25 protein-coding genes are annotated in these 21,854 nt (G+C 53.5%); 23 read left to right on the top strand and 2 right to left on the bottom strand.

Going from position 1 to position 21,854, the window contains the following annotated elements:
* From FRIGORI9N_RS09000 to FRIGORI9N_RS08950, 11 genes are all read left to right on the top strand, one after another.
* Nucleotides 1-127, top strand: a 127-nt coding sequence (locus FRIGORI9N_RS09000; protein WP_256366111.1) for a flagellin, incomplete at its 5' end; no start/stop codon positions are given.
* Nucleotides 128-499: 372 nt separating this feature from the next.
* Nucleotides 500-1,366, top strand: a complete 867-nt coding sequence (locus tag FRIGORI9N_RS08995; protein WP_159569873.1) for a flagellin — start codon at nucleotides 500-502, stop codon at nucleotides 1,364-1,366.
* A gap of 263 nt (nucleotides 1,367-1,629) precedes the next feature.
* On the top strand, nucleotides 1,630-2,493 hold the full coding sequence (locus FRIGORI9N_RS08990; RefSeq protein WP_159569871.1) for a flagellin: 864 nt from the start codon (nucleotides 1,630-1,632) through the stop codon (nucleotides 2,491-2,493).
* 243 nt (nucleotides 2,494-2,736) lie between these two features.
* A complete protein-coding gene (locus FRIGORI9N_RS08985) occupies nucleotides 2,737-3,603 on the top strand; it encodes a flagellin (RefSeq protein WP_159569869.1) in 867 nt (288 codons plus the stop codon).
* Between the two features lie 176 nt (nucleotides 3,604-3,779).
* On the top strand, nucleotides 3,780-4,124 hold the full coding sequence (locus tag FRIGORI9N_RS08980; RefSeq protein WP_159569867.1) for a flagellar protein FlaG: 345 nt from the start codon (nucleotides 3,780-3,782) through the stop codon (nucleotides 4,122-4,124).
* A 22-nt stretch (nucleotides 4,125-4,146) separates the two neighbouring features.
* The gene (gene fliD / locus FRIGORI9N_RS08975) at nucleotides 4,147-5,796 is read left to right on the top strand and encodes a flagellar filament capping protein FliD (protein ID WP_159569865.1); all 1,650 of its coding nucleotides are present in this window, start codon (nucleotides 4,147-4,149) and stop codon (nucleotides 5,794-5,796) included.
* A gap of 98 nt (nucleotides 5,797-5,894) precedes the next feature.
* A complete protein-coding gene (gene fliS, locus FRIGORI9N_RS08970) occupies nucleotides 5,895-6,287 on the top strand; it encodes a flagellar export chaperone FliS (RefSeq protein ID WP_159569863.1) in 393 nt (130 codons plus the stop codon).
* A 26-nt stretch (nucleotides 6,288-6,313) separates the two neighbouring features.
* Nucleotides 6,314-6,661: a flagellar protein FliT gene (locus FRIGORI9N_RS08965; RefSeq protein WP_159569861.1), complete on the top strand. Its 348-nt coding sequence runs from the start codon at nucleotides 6,314-6,316 to the stop codon at nucleotides 6,659-6,661.
* 30 nt (nucleotides 6,662-6,691) lie between these two features.
* Entirely contained in the window at nucleotides 6,692-7,984 is a 1,293-nt protein-coding gene (locus tag FRIGORI9N_RS08960) for a flagellar hook-length control protein FliK (protein WP_159569859.1), read from the top strand.
* Nucleotides 7,974-8,261, top strand: coding sequence for an EscU/YscU/HrcU family type III secretion system export apparatus switch protein (locus FRIGORI9N_RS08955; RefSeq protein ID WP_159569857.1), 288 nt, complete (start codon nucleotides 7,974-7,976; stop codon nucleotides 8,259-8,261). Before FRIGORI9N_RS08960 ends, FRIGORI9N_RS08955 begins: the two co-directional genes overlap by 11 nt.
* On the top strand, nucleotides 8,258-9,013 hold the full coding sequence (locus FRIGORI9N_RS08950) for a flagellar brake protein (RefSeq protein WP_159569855.1): 756 nt from the start codon (nucleotides 8,258-8,260) through the stop codon (nucleotides 9,011-9,013). Before FRIGORI9N_RS08955 ends, FRIGORI9N_RS08950 begins: the two co-directional genes overlap by 4 nt.
* A 15-nt stretch (nucleotides 9,014-9,028) precedes the next feature.
* Here FRIGORI9N_RS08950 and FRIGORI9N_RS08945 read toward each other — a convergent pair whose 3' ends face one another.
* Entirely contained in the window at nucleotides 9,029-10,567 is a 1,539-nt protein-coding gene (locus FRIGORI9N_RS08945) for a helicase HerA-like domain-containing protein (RefSeq protein WP_159569853.1), read from the bottom strand.
* A 71-nt stretch (nucleotides 10,568-10,638) separates the two neighbouring features.
* Nucleotides 10,639-10,962, bottom strand: a complete 324-nt coding sequence (locus FRIGORI9N_RS08940) for a flagellar hook-basal body complex protein FliE (RefSeq protein WP_159569851.1) — start codon at nucleotides 10,960-10,962, stop codon at nucleotides 10,639-10,641.
* Between the two features lie 224 nt (nucleotides 10,963-11,186).
* Between FRIGORI9N_RS08940 and fliF the strand changes: the two genes are divergently transcribed.
* From fliF to fliQ, 12 genes are all read left to right on the top strand, one after another.
* A complete protein-coding gene (fliF, locus tag FRIGORI9N_RS08935) occupies nucleotides 11,187-12,902 on the top strand; it encodes a flagellar basal-body MS-ring/collar protein FliF (protein WP_236550853.1) in 1,716 nt (571 codons plus the stop codon).
* A 36-nt stretch (nucleotides 12,903-12,938) separates the two neighbouring features.
* Nucleotides 12,939-13,940 carry a flagellar motor switch protein FliG gene (gene fliG / locus FRIGORI9N_RS08930; protein WP_159569849.1) on the top strand — a complete coding sequence of 334 codons (1,002 nt, stop codon included), beginning with the start codon at nucleotides 12,939-12,941 and terminating at the stop codon, nucleotides 13,938-13,940.
* Complete coding sequence (locus FRIGORI9N_RS08925; RefSeq protein ID WP_159569847.1) at nucleotides 13,924-14,664, top strand: FliH/SctL family protein; 741 nt, start codon at nucleotides 13,924-13,926, stop codon at nucleotides 14,662-14,664. Before fliG ends, FRIGORI9N_RS08925 begins: the two co-directional genes overlap by 17 nt.
* Nucleotides 14,665-16,071: a flagellar protein export ATPase FliI gene (gene fliI, locus FRIGORI9N_RS08920; RefSeq protein WP_159569845.1), complete on the top strand. Its 1,407-nt coding sequence runs from the start codon at nucleotides 14,665-14,667 to the stop codon at nucleotides 16,069-16,071.
* A gap of 15 nt (nucleotides 16,072-16,086) precedes the next feature.
* Entirely contained in the window at nucleotides 16,087-16,536 is a 450-nt protein-coding gene (fliJ, locus tag FRIGORI9N_RS08915) for a flagellar export protein FliJ (protein ID WP_159569843.1), read from the top strand.
* Nucleotides 16,533-18,077 carry a flagellar hook-length control protein FliK gene (locus FRIGORI9N_RS08910; protein WP_159569841.1) on the top strand — a complete coding sequence of 515 codons (1,545 nt, stop codon included), beginning with the start codon at nucleotides 16,533-16,535 and terminating at the stop codon, nucleotides 18,075-18,077. The genes fliJ and FRIGORI9N_RS08910 overlap by 4 nt, the downstream gene beginning before the upstream one ends.
* A 129-nt stretch (nucleotides 18,078-18,206) precedes the next feature.
* Entirely contained in the window at nucleotides 18,207-18,725 is a 519-nt protein-coding gene (locus FRIGORI9N_RS08905) for a flagellar basal body-associated FliL family protein (protein ID WP_159569839.1), read from the top strand.
* A 16-nt stretch (nucleotides 18,726-18,741) separates the two neighbouring features.
* On the top strand, nucleotides 18,742-19,788 hold the full coding sequence (fliM, locus tag FRIGORI9N_RS08900; RefSeq protein WP_159569837.1) for a flagellar motor switch protein FliM: 1,047 nt from the start codon (nucleotides 18,742-18,744) through the stop codon (nucleotides 19,786-19,788).
* Nucleotides 19,789-19,834: 46 nt separating this feature from the next.
* Nucleotides 19,835-20,269 (top strand): flagellar motor switch protein FliN, encoded by a 435-nt coding sequence (gene fliN / locus FRIGORI9N_RS08895; RefSeq protein ID WP_371717162.1) that lies wholly within the window; start codon nucleotides 19,835-19,837, stop codon nucleotides 20,267-20,269.
* 22 nt (nucleotides 20,270-20,291) lie between these two features.
* Nucleotides 20,292-20,801 carry a flagellar biosynthetic protein FliO gene (fliO, locus tag FRIGORI9N_RS08890; protein WP_159569833.1) on the top strand — a complete coding sequence of 170 codons (510 nt, stop codon included), beginning with the start codon at nucleotides 20,292-20,294 and terminating at the stop codon, nucleotides 20,799-20,801.
* Nucleotides 20,798-21,562 carry a flagellar type III secretion system pore protein FliP gene (gene fliP / locus FRIGORI9N_RS08885; protein ID WP_305773822.1) on the top strand — a complete coding sequence of 255 codons (765 nt, stop codon included), beginning with the start codon at nucleotides 20,798-20,800 and terminating at the stop codon, nucleotides 21,560-21,562. Before fliO ends, fliP begins: the two co-directional genes overlap by 4 nt.
* 20 nt (nucleotides 21,563-21,582) lie before the next feature.
* Nucleotides 21,583-21,852 carry a flagellar biosynthesis protein FliQ gene (gene fliQ / locus FRIGORI9N_RS08880; RefSeq protein WP_159569831.1) on the top strand — a complete coding sequence of 90 codons (270 nt, stop codon included), beginning with the start codon at nucleotides 21,583-21,585 and terminating at the stop codon, nucleotides 21,850-21,852.
* Nucleotides 21,853-21,854: the final 2 nt, after the last annotated feature.

Genomic DNA, 21,854 nt, shown 5'->3' with positions numbered 1-21,854 from the left:
CATGGATGCAGACTTTGCCAAGGAAACGGCAGCACTGACCCGCTCACAGATCTTGCAGCAGGCTGGCACCGCCATGCTCGCCCAGGCCAACCAGTTGCCCAACAACGTGCTGAGCCTGTTGCAGTAATGAAAACAGAATGAGAAAGGAAAGAAATCGAATGTAGTACCTGTGTTGTAGTACTGGTGTAGACCAAGCAGCAGCCTGCTGATCTGATTCCTGATGGCCGGTTGTTTTAGAGGGGGTGGGTTCCACCCACCCCTCCTTTTTTCTTGCGCTTGTACATAATGGAAATAGATTATCTTTTTCTTGAATAAAACCAAGAAAAAGATAATCTATTTTTTTATTTAAAATTAATATAAATGAAAAAATATTTTTTAATTTATCCTAAATATTGAAAATCACCAGTCGATATATAGTCATCGGTGATCGATTTACCGAGACGATACAGAAGAAAATCACTTCTGATTAATTTGTCTAAACTTCTTCGGAGTAATAACCATGCTAGGAATTAATACCAACGCCCCATCACTTGGCGCACAAAACAATCTGAGCAAGTCTGCCAGTTCCCTTGAAACTTCAATTGCCCGCCTGTCCTCAGGTTTGCGTGTTAACAGCGCCAAAGACGATGCTGCCGGCCTGGCCATTGCAGAACGCATGACCGCACAAATCCGCGGCTTTGATGTGGCTGCACGCAATGCCAACGACGGTATTTCACTGTTGCAAGTGGCCGATGGCGCACTGGGCAAAATCGGTGACAACCTGCAGCGTATGCGTGAATTGGGTGTTCAAGCCAAAAACGGCACATTGAACGACACCGACCGCGCCAACCTGAACCGCGAATACACCGAACTGGCCAACGAAGTGGGTCGTGTTGCCACAGGCACCACATTCAACGGTAACAACGTGTTTGAAGCAGCCAACAAAACCGTGGACCTGCAAATTGGTTCGGGCAACGTGGCCTCCGACACCCTGAGCGTGAACCTGACCGACACCGGCGCAGCCGCAGGCAATGATTTGCAAACCACCCTGGGTGGCGCAACTCAGGCTGCAATCGTGACCGCATTCGGTGGCGTGGACACCGTGGCAAACGCCACAACCGCGATTACGGAAATCGACACCGCGATCAACGACATCACCAACCTGCGTGCCACAACCGGTGCCAGCTTGAGCCGACTGGACCAGGTTGTTTCTTCACTGGAAACAACCAGCGCCAACTTGAGCTCTGCCCGTGGCCGTATCATGGACGCCGACTTCGCCAAGGAAACTGCAAACCTGACCCGTTCGCAGATTCTTCAGCAGGCTGGTACCGCCATGTTGGCCCAGGCCAACCAGCTGCCCAACAACGTGTTGAGCTTGCTGCGTTAATTAAAGGTTTACTCCGAGCGACCCCTGGTTTGAAGGTGCAACAAGCAGCAAGCACTGGACTAACCGGGGGAAGTTTTCAAAAAAGCCCCCAATTACGGCAGTAAGAAATAAAACTTTAGGGTTCATGAAAATTCTCTTGCAAAAGCGAATTTTTTTGTATTTTTTTCTAAAGTTCCAGTTTTTCCAAGCGTTAAAGGATTCATAAGGCGGCGCACAAGATGACGCAGCCAACTTGAAATCAACAAATTGCTTGGAGAAATATCATGCTAGGAATCAACACCAACGTAGCCTCACTGACCGCCCAAAAGAACCTGTCTGGTTCAGGCATGGGTTTGAACAACGCGATTGCCCGTCTGTCCTCAGGCCTTCGTGTAAACAGCGCCAAAGACGACGCAGCAGGCCTGGCCATTGCCGAGCGCATGCAAGCCCAAATCAAGGGCTACGATGTGGCCGCCCGCAACGCCAACGACGGTATTTCGCTGTTGCAAGTGGCCGACGGCGCCATGGGCAAAATCAGCGACAACCTGCAACGTATGCGTGAACTCGCAGTGCAGGCCAAAAACGGCACCCTGAACGACACCGACCGTGTAAACCTGAACCGCGAATACGCGGAGCTGGCCAACGAAGTGGATCGCATTGTGACCGGCAGCACCTTCAACGGCAACAACATGTTTGATGCCGCCAACAAAACACTGAGCTTCCAGGTGGGCACCGGCAACGCGGTTTCCGACACCCTGGCACTGAATTTGACTGACGATGGTCTGGCTGCAGGCAATGACTTGACCACCATCATGACCAACGGCGCTGCAAGCATTCAGGCCAACCTCAATGGTGTGGACACGGTAGCGAACGCCACCACCGCGATCACCACGCTGGACGCCTCGATTGACGCCATCACCGGCATTCGTGCTGTGGTGGGTGCGGGCCAAAGCCGACTGGAGCAGGTGGCCTCGTTTGCCGACTTGTCCAGCACCAACTTGCAAGCCGCACGTGGACGGATCATGGATGCAGACTTTGCCAAGGAAACGGCAGCACTGACCCGCTCACAGATTTTGCAGCAGGCTGGCACCGCCATGCTCGCCCAGGCCAACCAGTTGCCCAACAACGTGCTGAGCCTGTTGCAGTAATGAAATAAAAAAACCGCTCATCATAATTAGCACGGGATTATCCTGCCTTTCTGGCAGGATAATCTTTTCGCATTTTAAGTCACATTAAAAATCATTTAAATTATTTAATTAATTTATTTAAGTTTGACTAAAAACCTCCGTTAATCGAATTGTCAGTAAAAGAAACTGCACAAGGGTTAATTAACCCAAAGCGACAAACCCCTTCACAAAGGATTTGTCAATTCAACCGCTAGGAGGTCCTAAATGTTAGGTATCAACACAAATACGCCATCACTTGGCGCACAAAACAATCTGAGCAAGTCTGCCAGTTCCCTTGAAACTTCAATTGCCCGTCTGTCATCCGGTTTGCGTGTTAACAGCGCCAAAGACGATGCTGCCGGCCTGGCCATTGCAGAACGCATGACCGCACAAATCCGCGGCTTTGATGTGGCTGCACGCAATGCCAACGATGGCGTTTCACTGTTGCAAGTGGCCGATGGCGCACTGGGCAAAATCGGTGACAACCTGCAGCGTATGCGTGAATTGGGTGTTCAAGCCAAAAACGGCACATTGAACGACACCGACCGCGCCAACCTGAACCGCGAATACACCGAACTGGCCAACGAAGTGGGTCGTGTTGCCACAGGCACCACATTCAACGGTAACAACGTGTTTGAAGCAGCCAACAAAACCGTGGACCTGCAAATTGGTTCGGGCAACGTGGCCTCCGACACCCTGAGCGTGAACCTGACCGACACCGGTACAGCCGCAGGCAATGATTTGCAAACCACCCTGGGTGGCGCAACTCAGGCTGCAATCGTGACCGCATTCGGTGGCGTGGACACCGTGGCCAACGCCACAACCGCGATTACGGAAATCGACACCGCGATCAACGACATCACCAACCTGCGTGCCACAACCGGTGCTGGCTTAAGCCGACTGGACCAGGTTGTTTCCTCACTGGAAACAACCAGCGCCAACTTGAGCTCTGCCCGTGGCCGTATCATGGACGCCGACTTCGCCAAGGAAACTGCAAACCTGACCCGTGCGCAGATTCTTCAGCAGGCTGGTACCGCCATGTTGGCCCAGGCCAACCAGCTGCCCAACAACGTGTTGAGCTTGCTGCGTTAATTCAGACCTAGTCTGATCACTGACCAGAATCCACCAAAAGTGGGTTCAAATCAAATAAAAAGCCCGGTGAACCAAGCTCACCGGGCTTTTTAACGCTAAAGAAAACCCCGAAACCTGCCGTTAATCAAGACATGGGGGCTTGTCTTGGCCTCGTAAAATTCGCAAAGGTGGCGAAAATGAATATTTCAAACATGGTTGATTACGCAACAGCCCTGCAAAAACCGCAGGACGCAATGAACACCAAACCGGTTCAAAACACGGAGGTCAAGCCGCCAATGGGCGGGCAGGCCGAGCTAAGCGTGGGTGAATTGATTGAAGTGGTTCAGAAAGCAAATGCGGCCCTGACGAGCAACCAGTCCAATCTGAAATTTCTTGTTGACAGCGACAATGGCAAACCGATCGTTCAAATCGTCGATCGGGAAACCCAGGAAATATTGAAACAAATTCCATCGGTTGAAATGCTTAAAATCGCAAAAGCCATCGAAAAAATGCAAGGCGTTTTAATGTCTCGCGAAGCATAGAACGCAATAAGGGGAACAAGTCATGGTTGGAATTTCATCCGCAGGTATCGGTTCGGGACTCGACATTGAGGGCATTATTCGCTCCCTGATGGCCGCCGAGCGAATTCCACTGACCAAGGTCACACAAGAACGCACAGCGATCAACACCAAAATTTCGATCTACGGCATCATCAAAAATTCGTTTGCAGATCTAAAAGCGTCCGCTGACAAACTAAGCAACTTGAGCAACCTGAATCCGCTGAAAACAACGTCAAGTGACGACAAAGTTGTTTCCGCCACGGCCAGTTCGTCCGCCGCCAAGGGCAGCTACAGCATCCAGGTCAGCCAGCTTGCCAAAGCACAAAGCGTGGCAGCACCCAGCGTGGCCACATCAGACAGCGTTGTAGGCACCGGCAGCCTTACCCTGACTTTGGGCAGCTACGATTCCGCCACAAACACCTTTACCGACAATGCCGCAAAAACGCCGGTAACAATCAACATTGGTGAGGGTCAGCAAACGCTGGATGGCATCAAACAAGCGATTAACGATGCCAATGCGGGAGTGACCGCATCCATCGTCAATGACGGCACAGGGTCACGCTTGGTGTTAACCAGTAAAGAGACTGGCGCAGTCAATGGCTTCAAGCTGGAAGTGAGCGATGCCGACGGCACCAACACCGACGCCGCTGGCTTGTCCATGCTGGCCTATGACCCAACCGCCGCAGCGGGTGCTGGCAAGAATGCAGAATCATTGCAAGTGGCGCAGAACGCCAACTTCACGATCAACAACCTGGCTGTGAGCAAAGCCAGCAACACAGTGACCGATGCGGTAGCAGGCCTGACACTGAACCTGAAAGCAATCACCACCGCCCCTGTGAACATTGAGGTGGCCCTGGACGATGGTGCCCTGAAAACCACGCTCGATGGCTTTGTTGCTGCTTACAATAAAATTCGCGGCAATCTGAAAGACCAGCAACAAAAAGACGCCACCCTGTCGAAAGAAACCACACCATCGACCCTGGAACGCGGCATGCGAAACATTCTGCGTGAACAGGTGGCCCAATACGGAATCGGCTTGAGCGACATTGGTTTGAACTTCGACAAAGACGGCGTGCTGTCGTTGGACAAAACCAAACTTGACGCAGCCGTGGCGGCCAATCCATCCATTCTGGAAAAAGTATTTACCAACACGGCCACAACAACGGATGCACGGATCAAATTTGTAGGGGCCGATACAAAAACACTGGAAGGCACCTACGCCATCAACATCAGCACCGCATACGATGGGAGCAACACCGTGGCGGGCACCATCAACGGCGTAGCGGGCACAGGCATTGGTAGCGTGCTGACGGGTGCCACAGGAGAAGCCAGCGAGGGCTTGCAATTTTCAGTGGCACAAGGTGCCGCCGGCGACATGGGCACAATTACATTCAGCAAGGGCTTGGCCGAAAGGTTAAGCGACTGGATCGGCAGCCTGTCCGATGAAGGCGGCGCACTGGTTTCCCGCACCGACGGCTTGAACAGCCGAAAAAAGCGTCTCGACACTCAGGAAGACCGAATCAATCTTCGGCTTGAACAGGTTGAAAAGCGCTACCGCGCGCAATTTACAGCACTGGACACCATGCTGGCCAGCATGCAGCAAACCAGTGCTTACCTAAGCCAGCAACTGGCTGCACTTGCACAACAGCGGTAAGCGAGGAACTGTGCCCTAAAACCCCTGTTTTTAGTCAGATCAAACAGGGGGCACAGACCCTACTATTTGTTTAAGACAAATTACCAAGTGAACGCACCATGATGTACGGCGCAAAAGCATACGCACAAGTAGGACTGGAAACCGGCATCAACAGTGCCTCTCCACACGGCCTCATTGTAATGCTTTACGAAGGAGCCATCGAGGCTATTCGAAAGGCCAAAATTTATCTGGAAATGCAAAACATCGAGATGAAAACCAAATCGGTGGACAAAGCCCTACGCATCATCAAAGACGGATTGACTGCCTCGCTAGACGTCAATGCCGGCGGTGCGTTGGCTGAGCAGCTGCTTTCACTGTACGACTACATTGGCAAAGAACTGATTCTGGCAAACGTCCAGAACAGCCCGGAACGCATGGACACCTGCATTGCTTTGCTCGATGACCTGCGCAGTGCCTGGCTGGAAATCGGCCAAACTGCCTCCAAACCATAACAACCTACTTAGGACCGCTCTCGACCATGATCTTTGCGACAGACAACAACGGTGCAATCATGAAGCTGTACGCCGCCATCGCGAATCAAAGCCAAATCATGCTTGATTCAGCCAAGGCGGGCGATTGGGATGAATTGTGTGCTGCAGAAGAGCAGTGCTCAAGGCTGATCCATGAGCTACAAGTCATCAAGGAAGCACAACAAACCGAATTGAATGAAAAAGAACGCAGTCAGCACATTGGCTATCTGAAAAAGATTCTGGCCGACGACGCGGCAATTCGCGACATCACTGAACCCCGCCTTAAGCAGTTGGAAGAATTTCTTCGCGCAGCCAACAACTCGCAGAAACTCAGCAACTCTTACGGATCCAACTAAGCCATTGCGCTAAAGCAACGGGTGTGAGACATGACATTAACCCCGGTTAAATCGGCTCCACCCAACGTCAACTCCCTTCTCCAATCCAATCCGGGTGACCGGGTCAGTTCTGGCAAAGGCGAGATTGCGCCTGTGGTTGCCATACTGACCCGCCAGCTTCCCCTGCCCCAAGCCCAACAACTGGCCGGTCAAACCGCCCTGGTTCGTGTGGTCAAAGGTGGCCCCGGCAACGAGGCAGAACTTGAGTTTGCAGGGCAAAACATTCAAGTGAAGTTGCCACCGGGGCGTTCACTGACGGCTGGCGAAATGGTCACAGTCGCCTTTGCCTTGTCCAACAAAGGCGACGACTTATCGGCAGGTGGCACCAGTGGCGGCAAAAAAATAGCCGATGCCCGCAACCTGCTGACTACACTGCCAGCAACGGCAGACGATGGCGAGGCACAAGACTCACCCAGTTTTGTGGACCGGCTTTCAGGCACAGCACGATTGATTGGTTTGCTTGAACGATTGGGGCAAGGTTCGCCCACCCAAGTCTCTACCACGGTGATGACCAGCCTGAAGCAGTTAAGCACCCAGTTTCCAACACAGACCACCACTGTGCCTGGCGCTTTGCTGGCCGAACCCGACAATGCAACGCCCAATACCCGTGCGCTGATTCCGAGTACAACCCAAGGCACAGTTCAGGGCGCAGCTCAGCCCCCCGCTCAACAAGCCCAAGCGGTGAACGCGGCAAACAACCTGAACAACAGCCTGGCTGGCGTGTTGGCCAAACAGGTCAGTGCTGCAGTTGAAAACAGCGGGCTGTTTTATGAATCGCATTTGCAGCAGTGGGCCAACGGGCAGCGCAGCACCGATCAAATTGCAAAAGAACCCCAGGCCCGGTTTGGACAAGACCAGGTCATTTCCGAAAAAGGCTTGAACCCGGCCGCAGTTGATCAATCCGTGAAACTGGTGACCGCACAACTTGCGGCACTCGACAACAACCGGATTTCATTGGCGCTGAGCGGTTTGCTGGGGCACCCGGTTCAAATTGACATTGAACCCGACACCGAGGAAGCGCCCGACAAAGAGGAGCAAAGCAGCGAGGAAGCAGCCCGCCCCTGGGTTGCACGCCTGAAACTGGACATGGCTCATTTGGGTGAGCTGAATGTTCGGGTGCGCATGATAGGTTCACAATGCGATGTACAAATTACCGGACCCGCACACAGCAAACAGGCGGTTGATCCCCACTGGCAAACCTTCCGGCGCGCCATGGATGACAAAGGTTTGAAACTGGTTCACGGTCAGTTCATGGTACCCACGGGGCTCGAAATTGGCGAATAAACTGAGCCCCCAGCAGGCTGTTGCATTGGCCTACCTCGAACACTCTGGCGCACCCAAAGTGGTGGCCAAAGGCCAAGGCTTGATTGCAGAACAAATTATCCAGAAAGCGAAAGAATCGGGGGTGTTTGTTCATGAAAGCCGAGAACTGGTCTCGCTGTTAATGAATGTCGACCTGGATCAACAAATTCCTCCCGGCCTGTACCAGGCCATTGCAGAATTGTTGGCCTGGGTGTATCAAATAGAAAACAAAGAATTTAGTACAGAGGGAAAGCCATGAGTCAAAACACCAGCATTGCACCAGAACGCGATCAAAAACTGCTTGAAGAATTCAGTTTGAGTGCAGAACCCACACTGCGAAAACTCCTCAACACCATTGAGGAGGACGAACATGAACTGTACGTTTACCTGCAATCAGATCACACACAGTTTGTCACCGAAATATTGAACATCGACTGGTCGGCTGGCCTGATCTGGTTGGGCACGCCGTATGAAAAATCACTCAGCGCCAATTGCAACGCGTCTACGGCTTATGTCATGGTCAGCTTTCCCGATGGTGTCAAAGTGCAGTTTGCCGGCATGGGAATTTTGCAAAGCCAGTATCAAGGTGCCGATGCCTTGCGAATTGCCATACCCAAAACAATCGTTCGACTGCAACGTCGCAATTACTTCCGGGTGATGGCTGACGAAGAACTGAACGCACAAGTGAAACTTGAAATACCGGCAGTTGCTGGCCATGTCAGCCTGATCGACATCAGCCTGGCAGGCTGCGGCGTGTGCCTGCAAACAGCACCCAGCCTGCATCAGGCCGGAGATGTGATGAACGATGTTCGCCTGACCCTGCCCGATGGCCAAGGCAGCATGCTGGTGGACTTGGTGGTACGCAACATCAAGCCTTTGGCAGATCACCCCGAGATGGTGCAACTTGGATGTGAAATGAAAACCCTTGAGCGGGGCGCCGAGCGTCGCCTGCAACGGTTTCTATTGGCAACCGAACGCAGACAACGCGCGAACTTGCATTCGATCGACTAAACAATCAAGCACCGATCAACGGCGCTTGCTGCCCCCCAACAGGGAACCCAGAATACCGCGCATCAGCTCACGGCCTACCTGTGAACCGATGCTGCGGGCAGCACTCTTGGCCATGCTCTCAGCCACGCTTTGGCGCTTTCGCCCACCTGCGCCACTGGTGCCAAACAACATGTCACCCAAACCACTCAGCGTGCTTTTTTCCTCGGCGGTCTGAGTGCCTTTGGCAGCAGGTGTTTCAGCTGCATCCTGAGCTGCCATTGCTGTTTCTGTGCGCGCTTTCAGCATCTCAAATGCTGACTCACGATCAACTGTTTTTTCATACACACCCGCCACCAGTGAATTGGCAATCAATTCCTTGCACTGCTCCGGGCTGGCCGGGCCAAACTTGCTGGCGGGTGGATAAACCCAGGCGCGGCAAGTGGGGCTGGGGGTACCCTTCGGGTCGAGAAAACTGACCAGCGCCTCGCCCACACCCAATTCGGTAATGGCAGCCTCAATGTCCAAACCTGCATTCGGGCGCATGGTTTCAGCGGCCACTTTCACTGCCTTTTGATCGCGCGGTGTGAATGCCCTCAAGGCATGCTGAACCCGGTTGCCCAGTTGCCCCAACACAGAATCGGGAACATCCAGTGGATTTTGTGTCACGAAATAAACGCCCACGCCTTTGGAACGAATCAGGCGAACCACCAACTCCACTTTCTCAATCAAGGGCTTGGGTGCGTCGGTAAACAGCAGGTGCGCCTCGTCAAAGAAAAACACCATTTTGGGTTTCTCGACATCACCCACTTCCGGCAAATTCTCAAACAACTCAGACAACAACCACAGCAAAAAGGTGGCGTACAACTTCGGTGAATTCATCAACTGATTGGCCGCCAGAATATTGATGATGCCGCGTCCATTCGAATCGGTTTGCATCAAGTCATCAATGTTCAGCATGGGTTCACCGAAAAACTTGTCGGCACCCTGCCCTTCCAGGGCCAGCAAGCCACGTTGAATCGCCCCCACAGAGGCTGAAGAAACATTGCCGTACTCCGTGGTGAACTGCTTGGCGTTTTCGCCCACGTACTGAAGCATGGCGCGCAGGTCTTTCAGATCAAGCAACAACATGCCGTTGTCGTCGGCAATTTTGAAAACCAGGTTCAGCACCCCTTCCTGGGTGTCATTCAAACCCAGCAAACGACCCAACAACAAAGGTCCCATGTCGGAAATGGTGGCCCGCACCGGGTGGCCCTGTTCGCCAAATACATCCCACAATGTCACGGGGCTGCCTGCAAACTCCGGCACGGGAATACCGGTCATTTTCATGCGTTCTTCGAATTTCGGGGAGGTTTTTCCAGGCTGGGAAATGCCGGTAAGGTCACCCTTCACATCGGCCATAAACACAGGTGTGCCAACGCGTGAAAACGCTTCAGCCAGCACCTGCAAGGTCACTGTTTTACCCGTACCGGTTGCACCTGTAATCAAACCATGCCGGTTGGCCAATTGAGGCAGCATGACCAGGTCGGCTGCTGTTTCAGCACGGTTGTCGCGGGCAATCGGAAAAGGTGAAATCATGGGCCGGGCTCCAATTCATGTGAGGATTCAATGAATTGGATTGTGCCACAGCCTGTCTGGAATTCAGAACATTAAACCGGCATGTTCATGATGTCGTTGTAGGCTTGCAGAATTTTATTGCGGGTCTGAACCACCGCTGTGAACTGCAGCGATGACATATTCGATGCAATCACGGATTCTTCAATCGACGCAGTGGGGTCATCCATCTGCAAACGCTTGCCCAGTTCAGCCGCCTTGTCTGCTGACAGGCTCGCGCTTTCCAGGGCCTTGGCAATGGCATCAGCAAACGAGGCCTGATCCAGCGCCTGCGGCTTATTGGTCAGCGACGGGCTTTTGATCGCATCGGTTACCGCACTGCTTAACAGGCCACTTACGGCCCCCATTTTCTCGATCATGAAATACTCCAACGCGGAATTATTGTTTGTACCCTCTCTTTGTACAGGCAAGTGGGGCAAGCCATTGCCGCGAACAGGGGGCAAAACCCCCCTTATTTTTTAAACACCACCCTCAAGTTTTTGAAATAGGTGCCGTTAAAGGCCCCTTTTTACCGAATTGCTTGCGCACCGGCCCAAGCACAATGCATGGGTAGAACAATATTTAACCCACATGCAGGTATTACATGGCAGAAGCTCTCAGCAGCCCCGAAGTGATCGGCCCGGTTGGCAACAACCCGATTACCAATATGCAGCAACGTTTCGCAACACTGCCCCAGAAAAACAAAATGGGTGTGCTGATCGGCGTGCCCCTGTTGATCGCGGTGCTGGCCTCGCTGCTGATGTGGGCCAACCAGAGCAGCTACCGCGTGCTGTTCAGTGGCCTGAACGACCAGGACGGTGGTGCCATAGTTGAAGCGCTGACCCAAATGAAGGTGCCCTACGAGTTCAACACGGCAGGTACCGCCATTCTGGTGCCTTCTGACAAGGTGTACGACACCCGCCTGGCCCTGGCCAGCCAAGGCCTGCCCAAAGGCAGCGTGAGCGGCTTCGAAGCCATGGACAACCAAAAGCTGGGTATCACCCAGTTTCAGGAACAAGTCAATTACCAACGCGCTCTGGAAGGCGAACTGGTTCGCTCCATTCAGTCCATTTCAGCGGTGCAAAGTGCACGCGTGCATTTGGCCATTCCCAAGCCGTCTATTTTCATTCGTGAAAAACAAACCCCCAGCGCATCCATTGTGCTGAACTTGTTTGGCAGTCGCACCCTGTCTGAGCCCCAAATCAACGGCATTGTTCACCTGGTGGCCTCCAGCCTGCCCGGCATGAACCCGGAAGATGTCAGCATTGTTGACCAGTCAGGTCGCTTGCTAACCGGCAAAACACAACTTGAAAGCGGCTTGAACCCCACACAACTGGCCTACACCAACCAAATTGAACAAAGCCTGACCAGTCGAATTGTTGACATTTTGACCCCTGTATTCGGCAGCGAAAACGTACGCGCCACCGTAACCGCCAACATGGATTACTCCACGTCCGAGCGCACCGACGAAATTTACAAACCCAACGGCGATACCACGCAAGCCACCATTCGCAGCCAGCAAATCAGCGAGTCCAATGACGGCAGCAGCAACGCCAACCCGCAGGGCATTCCCGGCGTAATGGCCAACACCCCACCCGGGGAAGCCGCCGCCAATATTGGTCAGAACCCGCAACAAGCACTGGCCAATGGCAACAATGCACCAGCGCAAACCAACAACAGCAGCCGCAAAGACTCCACAGTGAATTACGAAGTGGACAAGTCGGTTCAGTACACCAAATCGCAGGTGGGCAAAATTGAACGCCTGTCAGCCGCTGTGGTGGTGAACTTCAAAACAATCACCGATCCAAAAGGCGAAACACGCCAGGTGCCTTTGACACCTGAAGAAATCACCCAGCTGGACAGTTTGGTGAAGCAGGCCATTGGCTTTGATGAACAACGCGGCGATGCCGTGAATGTGGTGAACCAGGCCTTCACCAAGGTTGAAGAAGCAAGTATCCCCATGTGGGCACAACAGGAAACCATGGACCTGGCGAAATCACTGGGCATGCCAATTGGTATTGCACTGATTGCAGCCATTCTGGTGTTCGGCCTGTTCCGCCCCATGATGAAACCAGCCGATGTTGATTTGTTCGACGAAGGCCCTGAACTGCTGCCAGGCCAGCGCATGCCTTTGCTTGCCAACCAGGTGGGCGGCGACAACGACGCCGAACTTCTGGAGCAACTGCAACGCGAAGGTTCCCTGCCCGGCATGAATCGTCAGGAAAAAATGGAAAAGCTGCGCCAGTTGGCCAAAGAGCACCCACAGATTGTGGCCAGCATTGTGAAAAACTGGGTCAACGGCGAAACACAGAACGGCTAAGGCCCGCCTGCAGAAGCACTACAAGGAATCAACACCATGGCAGAAAGCGAACTCGGCATTCAGAAAGGCGCAATCCTGATGCTCAGCTTGGGCGAGGAAGAAGCAGCTGAAGTATTCAAATACCTGGGCCCCAAAGAAGTTCAAAAGCTGGGTCAACAAATGTCGAAAACCAAGGATGTACCCATCGACCGCATTGAAGAAATTGCGGGGGAAGTGGTGCAAATTGCGCAAAGTCAAAGTGCATTAGGCCTGGACTCGGATGCTTACATTCGTAGCGTGTTGACTCGTGCCCTGGGTGAAGACAAGGCTGGCTTTTTGCTAGACCGGATTTTGCAGGGCAGCGACACATCCGGCATTGAAGGCCTGAAGTGGATGGACCCGGGCACAGTGGCCGAACTGATTAAAAACGAACACCCTCAAATTATTGCCACCATTCTGGTTCACCTTGAACGCGATTTTGCCGCGGCCATTTTGAACCTTTTTGTCGATCGACTGCGCAGCGATGTCGTGCTGCGAATTGCCACCATTGATGGTATTCAACCCAATGCATTGCTTGAACTGAACGATGTGCTGTCCAAGGTGCTGGCAGGCGGCGACAAGCTGAAGAAAACAACCCTGGGTGGCGTGCGGGCTGCGGCCGAGATTCTGAACTTTGTGGGTACAACCTCCGAGAAAACAGTGCTCGACACCATCCGCGAATACGACAACGAACTCAGCCAGCGCATTCAGGATGAAATGTTCACCTTCGACAACCTGCTCGACATTGACGACCGTGGCATGCAAAGCATTCTGCGCGATGTTCAAAGTGATTTGCTGGTCATTGCACTGAAAGGTGCCGACGAAGCCATTCGCGAAAAAGTATTCAAGAACATGTCCAGCCGTGCGGCAGAAGCACTGCGCGACGATCTCGAAAGTCGTGGTCCGGTTCGCCTTTCCGAGGTGGAAGCTGCGCAGAAAGATGTCTTGAAAGTGGCTCGCAAGTTGGCCGACGCTGGCGAAGTGGTACTGGGTGGAGGCGGAGATGATGCGTTCATCTAACCGCATTATTCGCGGCCTCGATGCAGCCGAATTGCCAAACTGGTCAGTCGAATTGATTGGCTCACGCTACGAAAATCCAGTTGACCGCATGATGGCGGAAATCGACCGACACCAGAAGGAAATCAGCGTACCGCCACCGGCCCCTACCGAAGAAGAACTGCGTTTGAAGGAATGGGAAGCAGCGCTGGCTCGCCGCGAGAAACAGCTGGAAGAACTCGAGAAAGACACCCTGAAACAGGCGGAGGAACGTGGTCAGCAACTGGGCTACGAGGCTGGCTGGAACGCGGCACACAACGAACGTGTGGTGCTGGTTCAAGCTGCCACCACCATGGAAGAAGAGTTCGAGCGCTTTAAGAGCGAACTCTCAGAAAAGCTGCTTGACCTGGCCGTGCTGGTCAGCAAAAAAGTCATTGGCGACACACTTGCGTTGCACCCCGAACAGGCAGCCCAATTATTGAATCAGGTGTTGGAAAGCATGCAGTTGCACGGCAAAGCAGTCAGCCTGCGTGCTCACCCCAACACGATTCGCGTGCTTGAAGCGCAGTTTGGCGATCAGCAAATGCTGGGTAACCTGCGCATGATCGAAGACCCCAAACAATTGCAAGGTGGCTTCCTGCTTCAACACCCGGAAGGCGAAGTCGACGCCACACTGCAAACCCGCTGGCTACGTGCCATTGAGGCCTTGGGCCGCGACGATCCACTCACGCCTGAGGACACAGAATAAATGGCCGACCTGCTGGAATGGATAGACGAATGCAAGTTTCTGGTTGAACACAGCCAACCCCAAATTGCCACGGGCAAACTGACCCGTGTGGCGGGCTTGGTGATGGAAGCGGTGGGCTTGAAATTGCCGGTGGGCAGCGTGTGCACTGTGATGCAAAAAGGCGCCCCACCCCTTGAGGCTGAAGTGGTCGGCTTTAACGGCGACAAACTGTTTTTAATGCCTGCCACCGACGTACACGGAATGACACCCGGTGCCAAAGTCGTTGCACAGGAACCACCCCCCATCGCCCCCAAACTGGGTGTGAAAGCCCACCCTTGGCGCAGGCCTGAAGACAAAACCAAACACCTGCCTGTGGGCGACAGCTTGCTGGGCCGAGTGGTTGACAGCAATGGCCGCCCGCTTGATACCTTGGGCGAACTGAAATTCGAAAAACGCAGCCCTTTGGCGGCACGCCCAATCAACCCGCTGGAACGTGAACCCATTACCGAACCGATGGACGTGGGCGTGCGTGCAATCAACGCACTACTCACCGTAGGGCGTGGCCAGCGAATTGGCCTGATGGCCGGTTCCGGTGTGGGTAAATCGGTGTTGCTGGGCATGATGGCCCGTTACACCAAAGCCGACCGTGTGGTGGTTGGCCTGATCGGCGAACGTGGCCGTGAAGTCAAAGAATTCATTGAACAGATTCTGGGTGAAGAAGGCTTGAAACGCAGCGTGGTAATTGCTGCACCTGCCGATGTCAGCCCCCTGCTTCGCATGCAGGGCGCAGCCTACACCCAAGTGGTGGCCGAGCATTTTCGTGACCAAGGGCACAACGTGCTCATGATCATGGACTCGCTAACCCGCTACGCCATGGCACAACGTGAAATTGCACTGGCCATTGGCGAACCCCCTGCCACCAAAGGCTACCCGCCCAGCGTATTTGCCAAACTGCCCACACTGGTTGAACGGGCAGGCAATGGTCGAAAAGGCGGCGGTTCCATTACCGCCTTTTACACAGTACTGACCGAAGGCGACGACCAGCAAGACCCGATTGCCGACGCGGCCCGAGCCATTCTGGACGGCCACATTGTGCTGTCGCGCCAACTGGCCGAAAGCGGCCACTACCCTGCCATCGACATTGAACAGTCCATTTCAAGGGCAATGCACAACATTGTGCCCGCAGGCCACCTGAACGCCGCCCGAGGGCTGAAAGCTGCCTTCTCGAAAGTGCAGCGCAACCGCGACCTGATCACCGTGGGCGCTTACGCTCCGGGGGCAGACCCGCAATTGGACCATTCTTTGGCCCTTTATCCAAAGATTGAAAACCTGCTGCAACAGTCAATGTTAGAGAGTGCAAGTTTCGATGAAGCGCTGGCAGGCCTTCAATCGTTATTTCCGAACGAATTTAAAAACGACAAACACTAAACCGCTTGGATGCCCATGAGCAATGTGCTGCAAATCCTGATTGAACAGGCCAGCGAAAAGGCCGACAACCTGGCCAGAAACATGGCCAACACCCAGCAAAAGCTGGTGCAGGGCCAAGACAAACTGAACATGCTGCAAACCTACCGCGACGAATGCGAGGGTGGCATGCACAACAAAGCCAGTACTGGCATGACAGGGCAACAATTGCGCAACCAATTGGCCTTTGTCGGAAAAATTGGTGAGGCCGTGGCCCAGCAAACCCGTGAAATCGAATTCCTGAACACCACCCTGGCCCACCAGCGCACCCAATGGCAAGAAGCCCTGGCCGAACAGCGCAAATTTGAAGCCTTGGTGGAACGTGAAAAAGTGAAACAGGCAAAACTTGAAAACAAACGTGATCAAAAAATGAATGACGAATTTGCTGCGCGAATTTACCGGGTTCACACCGCAGGGGAACCCTCATGACCACGAGCACTCAAGCCATGAACAATGTCAACAAGGTTCAAACCCCCACAGCGGGTAACAAGCCCAAGCAGGGCAAACAAGAATCCGAATTGAATTTCAACGACCTGTTCAGTTCAGCAATGGGCCAATCTGCGCCCAACGCCCAGCTAAACAGCATTGAAAACCAATTGCGGGAAAGTTTGTACAAACAGGACAAACCGAAAAAAAGCAGTGACAGCACGGCCAACGCAGAAGCAGCACAGGCCGCTCAGACAGCTGTGTGGGCACAGCGCAACTGGATGCAAACCACCCCGGTGCAACAAGCCGCACCGCCCGCTGCTGTTATGAACACTGAACCCGTGAAACAGGCTGCCGCACCTGAAAGCGCTCCGCGCGCGACAGAAAAAACAGCAGACAAAATCACAGAAAAAGTTACCGAAAACAAAACCGAAAGCAAGGCAAGCACCAGCGACACAACCAAGACAGCTGACGCACCCACAACAGCGCAGAACAGCGCGGCCCCGGAAACAGCAAATGAAGCAGCGAATGAAGCGGCCAACAAAGCAGCTTCCGGCAGCAAGCAAGACACGCAAATCTCATTGGTCAGCAACACCATCCCGTCTGCTGCCCAGGAAAAGCCACTGGACGGAAAAACCGGCCTTGCCGCTGAACTGCCCTTAAGCACATCGACAGGCAGCAAGCCAGCCGATTTGCCAGCCACAACGCCTGGCACCGAGCAAAACACCTTGACTGAGCAAGCCGGCGCCGACAAAACACGCCCAGACATCAAAACCACAGCCCAGCTGAAAGCAGAGGCAGCGCTGTCCAACAGCACGGTACAAGTACGCAATGATTCTGCAGCCACGGCCAACGTCGCCGCCGCTACAGGCAACTCCAATGCGGTGGCTGCGCAACTTGCACCACAAATTGCACCCCAAATTGCCCAACAGGCACAAGCCATGGGTGAAGGCTTCGGGGATGAAGGCTTGAAAGTGGGCCAGAAAATTCTGGCGGCTGGCAGCTTGCAATCTTCGAACACAGGCACTGGCATTGCAGCAGGTACCAATGGGCTCACTAGCGCCACGGGTATTGCGCAGCAGACCTTGATCAAAACACCCGTGAATCAGCCAGGCTTTGCCAAAGAACTTGGACAAACCGTGCAATGGGCCATTGGCAAAAACTTGTCAACCGTGGACATTCGCGTGAATCCCGAAAGTTTTGGCCCCATGAACATGCGCCTGGTGCAAAAAGGCCAGCAGGTTCAACTGGTCATTCGCACGCAAGATGAAGCATCGGCCAACCTGTTAACGCAAGCCCTGGGCGGACTGAAAGAAGTTTTGGCCCAAAACGGTTTGCAACTGAACCAGGTCCAGATCCAACATGGCAACACGCCAACCCCGCAAGGCCAAGGTAACCAAGGTCAAGCGCAATTTGAGCAAAACCGCCAGCAAGGCCAAAACAACGGCCAGCGCAGCGGTAGTGGCGACAATGAGCAACAGGATTCAGGGACACCTGCTGCTGCAAGCAGAAAACCTGAAGGCAAGCTCGACCTGTTTGCCTGACCAACAAAGCCTGATTAATGAATTGAGTCCAAACAACACGGCTTTTCGGGGGTTTGCTCGGAAACCTTTCAGACACAATAGAGTTTGAAAGTGACACACAACAGCATTTGAACTTACGGAGTTAAGCACATGGCCAGAGTCGCCCCGGCACCCGCTGCAGCAGCCCCTGAGGCTGCAGCGCCCGAAAAAGGATCCAAGAAAAAACTGATCCTGATTCTCGCAATCGTATTGACCCTGCTGGCCGCAGGCGGTGCAGCAGCATTCTTTCTGCTAAGTGGCCAAAGTGCTGACGGTGCCGCTGAAGAAAAAGTGCAAGAACCCCTTGGCCCCCCCACTTTTGTCGTAATGGATCAGTTTGTCGTCAACCTGGCCGAACCAGACACCACACGCTATCTTCAAATTGGCATCACTTACGAAGTGAACGGCCCGGCGCAAGCCGAGGAAATCAAAAACTACACCCCGGTTATTCGCAGCCGAATCCTGTTGGTGTTGTCTGGCAAGAATGTCGGCAGCCTGACCTCGATCGAAGGCAAACAACGGTTGATGGATGAGTTGGTGGATCTGGCCCGCGTCACGATCAAAGGCGATCCGAAAGACCCCACCCGCGGCATTCGCGACGTGCATTTTTCCAGCTTTGTGATTCAGTAACAGGAAGCCCAGCGCCATGCCCGGAGAATTTCTTTCACAAGACGAAGTCGATGCCCTGCTCAGGGGTGTCAACGGCGAAGAAGAAACGAAAGACGCATCTGAGACCGCAGAAGGCGTTCGCCCTTACAACCTGGCCACGCAAGAACGAATCGTTCGCGGCCGCATGCCCACGCTTGAAATTATCAACGAGCGTTTTGCGCGTTTAATTCGAATCGGCTTGTTCAACTTCATGCGTCGCAGCCCGGAAATTTCCGTCGGCCCCGTGAAGGTATTGAAGTACAACGAATTCATTCGCAACCTGGTGGTACCCACCAACCTGAACATCATGGCCATGAAGCCTTTGCGCGGCAATGCCTTGTTCATTTTTGACCCCAGCCTGGTGTTTGCAGTGATCGACAACCTGTTTGGTGGCGACGGCCGTTTTCACACCCGTGTGGAAGGTCGCGATTTCACTCAAACCGAACAGCGGATCATTGCCCGCATGCTCGAGGTGATTCGGGAAGAATTTGTCAAAGCATGGGCACCGGTTTTTCCGTTAAAGCCTGAATACCTGCGCTCGGAAATGCACACGCAGTTTGCCAATATTGCAACGCCATCTGAAATTGTAGTGACCACCTCGTTTTCAATTGAACTGGGTGCCGGCGGCGGCTCGCTTCACATTTGTATTCCCTACTCCACCATGGAGCCGATTCGCGATCTGCTGTATTCCAGCATGCAAGGCGATCAGGCTGAGCCCGACAAGCGTTGGGTCACCATGCTGAAAAAGCAGGTACAAATGGCTGAAGTGGATTTGGTCGCAGGTCTGGCCAGCACACAGCTGACTGTGGCTGACATCATGGAACTGCGCATTGGCGATGTGATTCCGATCGAAATTGACAAAGTCATTGAAGCACGTGTGGACAATGTGCCCGTGTTCAATTGCAGCTACGGCACCAGTGGTGGCCAGTACGCACTCAAAGTTGAAGAAGTATTGGCGGTCAGTAATGAATCCCATGCCGACGCGCTGAACCTGGAGGCCTTGCTGAGCAAGGAAGCCAAGCAGCCTGAAAAAACACACGAATAGCGATCAAGATAAGGAATACACCATGTCTGAACAGCAAGTAGATACCATGACCGACTCCACCGACGCAGCCGACGACTGGGCCGCAGCACTGGCTGAACAAGCCAGTACCACCGCCACCAGCACCAGCGACACCGACAACCTGTTTGCGCAGGCCAGCGACGCAAAGCCTGCCTCTGGCCTGTTCCAGCCATTTGCCGGAAGTGTGGCTTCAGGCACGCAGAACGACATTGACATGATTCTCGACATCCCGGTTCAGTTGACTGTTGAGCTGGGTCGGACGAAGATACCGATTAAGCACATTCTGCAACTGGCTCAGGGCTCCGTGATTGAACTGGACGGCCTGGCTGGCGAACCCATGGATGTGCTGGTGAACGGCTACCTGATCGCACAGGGCGAAGTGGTCGTCGTGAATGACAAATTTGGTATCCGATTGACCGACATCATTACGCCATCTGAGCGTCTGAGAAAGCTCAACCGTTGATATCCCTTTGCAGTACAAAGGCATGCAACTACAACAAAAAAACACAAATACGGTGGGAACATTGATCACAAGGCGCAACCCTTTTTCAAAAGGCATGCGCCTTTTGTTCTTGTCAGGGGCATGGCTGGTTCATGGCGCAGTCCGCGCACAAGAAGCAGCTCCTCCTGCAGCAACAAGCGCAGCCGACAACCCAATGACAGGCCACCTGCTGCAAACCACACTGGGCTTGCTGTTTGTGGTGGTCTTGCTGCTTGCGCTGGTTTGGTTGTTGAAACGCATGGGCATTGGCAACCAGCAACGTCGAGGGGGCTTTTACAAGGTACTGGCCAGCTCAGCCTTGGGGCCACGCGAAAAAATTGTACTGGTCGAAATCGGCGACACCTGGCTGGTACTGGGCATGACCAGCAGCAGCATCAACACCTTGCACAGCATGCCTGCGGGCAGCATTGAACTGGATGAAATCCAGAACCCTGCAGCCAACTTTGCAAAAATGCTCGAACGTGTGAAATCAGGCAAGGTGAAATCACAATGAACACCTTCGCAGGTAAATTCACGGTCCTCGGTCTGCTGCTATTGCTGCTAGTCATGGCAATGCCCGAGGCGGCACAAGCCCAACAGGTACTGCCCGGCGTTACCGCAAGCCCAGGTGCCAACGGCACCACCAATTACAGTGTGCCCATTCAAACGCTGCTGTTCTTCACCTTCCTCAGCTTTCTGCCCGCATTGCTATTGATGATGACGGGCTTCACCCGCATTGTGATCGTCATGTCGCTGTTGCGCATGGCTTTGGGCACACAAAACTCGCCACCCAACCAAGTCATCATCGGCTTGAGCATGTTCCTGACCTTTTTCATCATGGCCCCGGTGTTTGACCGCGTGTATGAAAACGCCTACCTGCCGTTTTCCAACAATGAAATCGAGTTTCAGGAAATGACCGAGCGGGCCAGCGTGCCCATGAAAGACTTCATGCTCAAACAAACCCGCGAACCCGACCTGGCGCTTTTCATGCGCCTGGGCAAAGTGGAAAATGTAGAGAATCCCCAAGACGTGCCCTTGCGCGTATTGATCCCCGCCTTTGTCACCAGCGAATTGAAAACAGCCTTCCAAATTGGCTTCATGATCTTTCTGCCCTTTCTGGTCATCGACCTGATTGTCGCCAGTGTGCTGATGTCCATGGGTATGATGATGCTGTCACCCATGTTGATTTCACTGCCTTTCAAAATCATGCTGTTTGTGCTGGTCGATGGATGGACTCTGCTGGTTGGCTCACTGGTGGCCAGCTTTGAAACCTGAACTGAATTGAGTGCACGCACATGAACAGTCAAACCGTATTGAATTTGGGGCAGGCCGCACTGGAAACCATGCTGATGGTGTCGGGCCCCTTGTTGCTCGTGGCCCTGGTGGTGGGTTTGCTGGTCAGTATTTTGCAGGCTGCCACACAAATCAATGAAATGACCCTGTCATTCATTCCGAAAATTCTGGGTATTTTTGCCACGCTGTTGCTGCTCGGCCCCTGGATGCTGGCCACCCTGGTGGACTACACACAGCGTTTGATCATGAGCATACCCACCGTGATCGGCTAAAC

The sequence above is a fragment of the Limnobacter sp. 130 genome (assembly GCF_902506325.1).
Classification (GTDB): Bacteria; Pseudomonadota; Gammaproteobacteria; order Burkholderiales; family Burkholderiaceae_B; genus Limnobacter.
Note: the sequence above shows the minus strand (reverse complement) of the source record. Positions and strands in the feature narration are given on the sequence as shown.

Bases quoted from the DNA above. Each gene is read 5' to 3' on its own strand.
- FRIGORI9N_RS08940 (WP_159569851.1), bottom strand. From the start codon at position 10,962: ATGATCGAGAAAATGGGGGCCGTAAGTGGCCTGTTAAGCAGTGCGGTA.
- FRIGORI9N_RS08905 (WP_159569839.1), top strand. From the start codon at position 18,207: ATGGCCAGAGTCGCCCCGGCACCCGCTGCAGCAGCCCCTGAGGCTGCA.
- fliO (WP_159569833.1), top strand. From the start codon at position 20,292: ATGCAACTACAACAAAAAAACACAAATACGGTGGGAACATTGATCACA.
- FRIGORI9N_RS08945 (WP_159569853.1), bottom strand. From the start codon at position 10,567: ATGATTTCACCTTTTCCGATTGCCCGCGACAACCGTGCTGAAACAGCA.
- fliM (WP_159569837.1), top strand. From the start codon at position 18,742: ATGCCCGGAGAATTTCTTTCACAAGACGAAGTCGATGCCCTGCTCAGG.
- FRIGORI9N_RS08995 (WP_159569873.1), top strand. From the start codon at position 500: ATGCTAGGAATTAATACCAACGCCCCATCACTTGGCGCACAAAACAAT.
- fliN (WP_371717162.1), top strand. From the start codon at position 19,835: ATGACCGACTCCACCGACGCAGCCGACGACTGGGCCGCAGCACTGGCT.
- fliP (WP_305773822.1), top strand. From the start codon at position 20,798: ATGAACACCTTCGCAGGTAAATTCACGGTCCTCGGTCTGCTGCTATTG.
- FRIGORI9N_RS08950 (WP_159569855.1), top strand. From the start codon at position 8,258: ATGAGTCAAAACACCAGCATTGCACCAGAACGCGATCAAAAACTGCTT.
- fliS (WP_159569863.1), top strand. From the start codon at position 5,895: ATGATGTACGGCGCAAAAGCATACGCACAAGTAGGACTGGAAACCGGC.
- FRIGORI9N_RS08910 (WP_159569841.1), top strand. From the start codon at position 16,533: ATGACCACGAGCACTCAAGCCATGAACAATGTCAACAAGGTTCAAACC.
- fliG (WP_159569849.1), top strand. From the start codon at position 12,939: ATGGCAGAAAGCGAACTCGGCATTCAGAAAGGCGCAATCCTGATGCTC.
- FRIGORI9N_RS08990 (WP_159569871.1), top strand. From the start codon at position 1,630: ATGCTAGGAATCAACACCAACGTAGCCTCACTGACCGCCCAAAAGAAC.
- fliJ (WP_159569843.1), top strand. From the start codon at position 16,087: ATGAGCAATGTGCTGCAAATCCTGATTGAACAGGCCAGCGAAAAGGCC.
- FRIGORI9N_RS08965 (WP_159569861.1), top strand. From the start codon at position 6,314: ATGATCTTTGCGACAGACAACAACGGTGCAATCATGAAGCTGTACGCC.
- fliD (WP_159569865.1), top strand. From the start codon at position 4,147: ATGGTTGGAATTTCATCCGCAGGTATCGGTTCGGGACTCGACATTGAG.
- FRIGORI9N_RS08985 (WP_159569869.1), top strand. From the start codon at position 2,737: ATGTTAGGTATCAACACAAATACGCCATCACTTGGCGCACAAAACAAT.
- fliF (WP_236550853.1), top strand. From the start codon at position 11,187: ATGGCAGAAGCTCTCAGCAGCCCCGAAGTGATCGGCCCGGTTGGCAAC.
- FRIGORI9N_RS08925 (WP_159569847.1), top strand. From the start codon at position 13,924: ATGATGCGTTCATCTAACCGCATTATTCGCGGCCTCGATGCAGCCGAA.
- fliQ (WP_159569831.1), top strand. From the start codon at position 21,583: ATGAACAGTCAAACCGTATTGAATTTGGGGCAGGCCGCACTGGAAACC.
- FRIGORI9N_RS08960 (WP_159569859.1), top strand. From the start codon at position 6,692: ATGACATTAACCCCGGTTAAATCGGCTCCACCCAACGTCAACTCCCTT.
- FRIGORI9N_RS08980 (WP_159569867.1), top strand. From the start codon at position 3,780: ATGAATATTTCAAACATGGTTGATTACGCAACAGCCCTGCAAAAACCG.
- fliI (WP_159569845.1), top strand. From the start codon at position 14,665: ATGGCCGACCTGCTGGAATGGATAGACGAATGCAAGTTTCTGGTTGAA.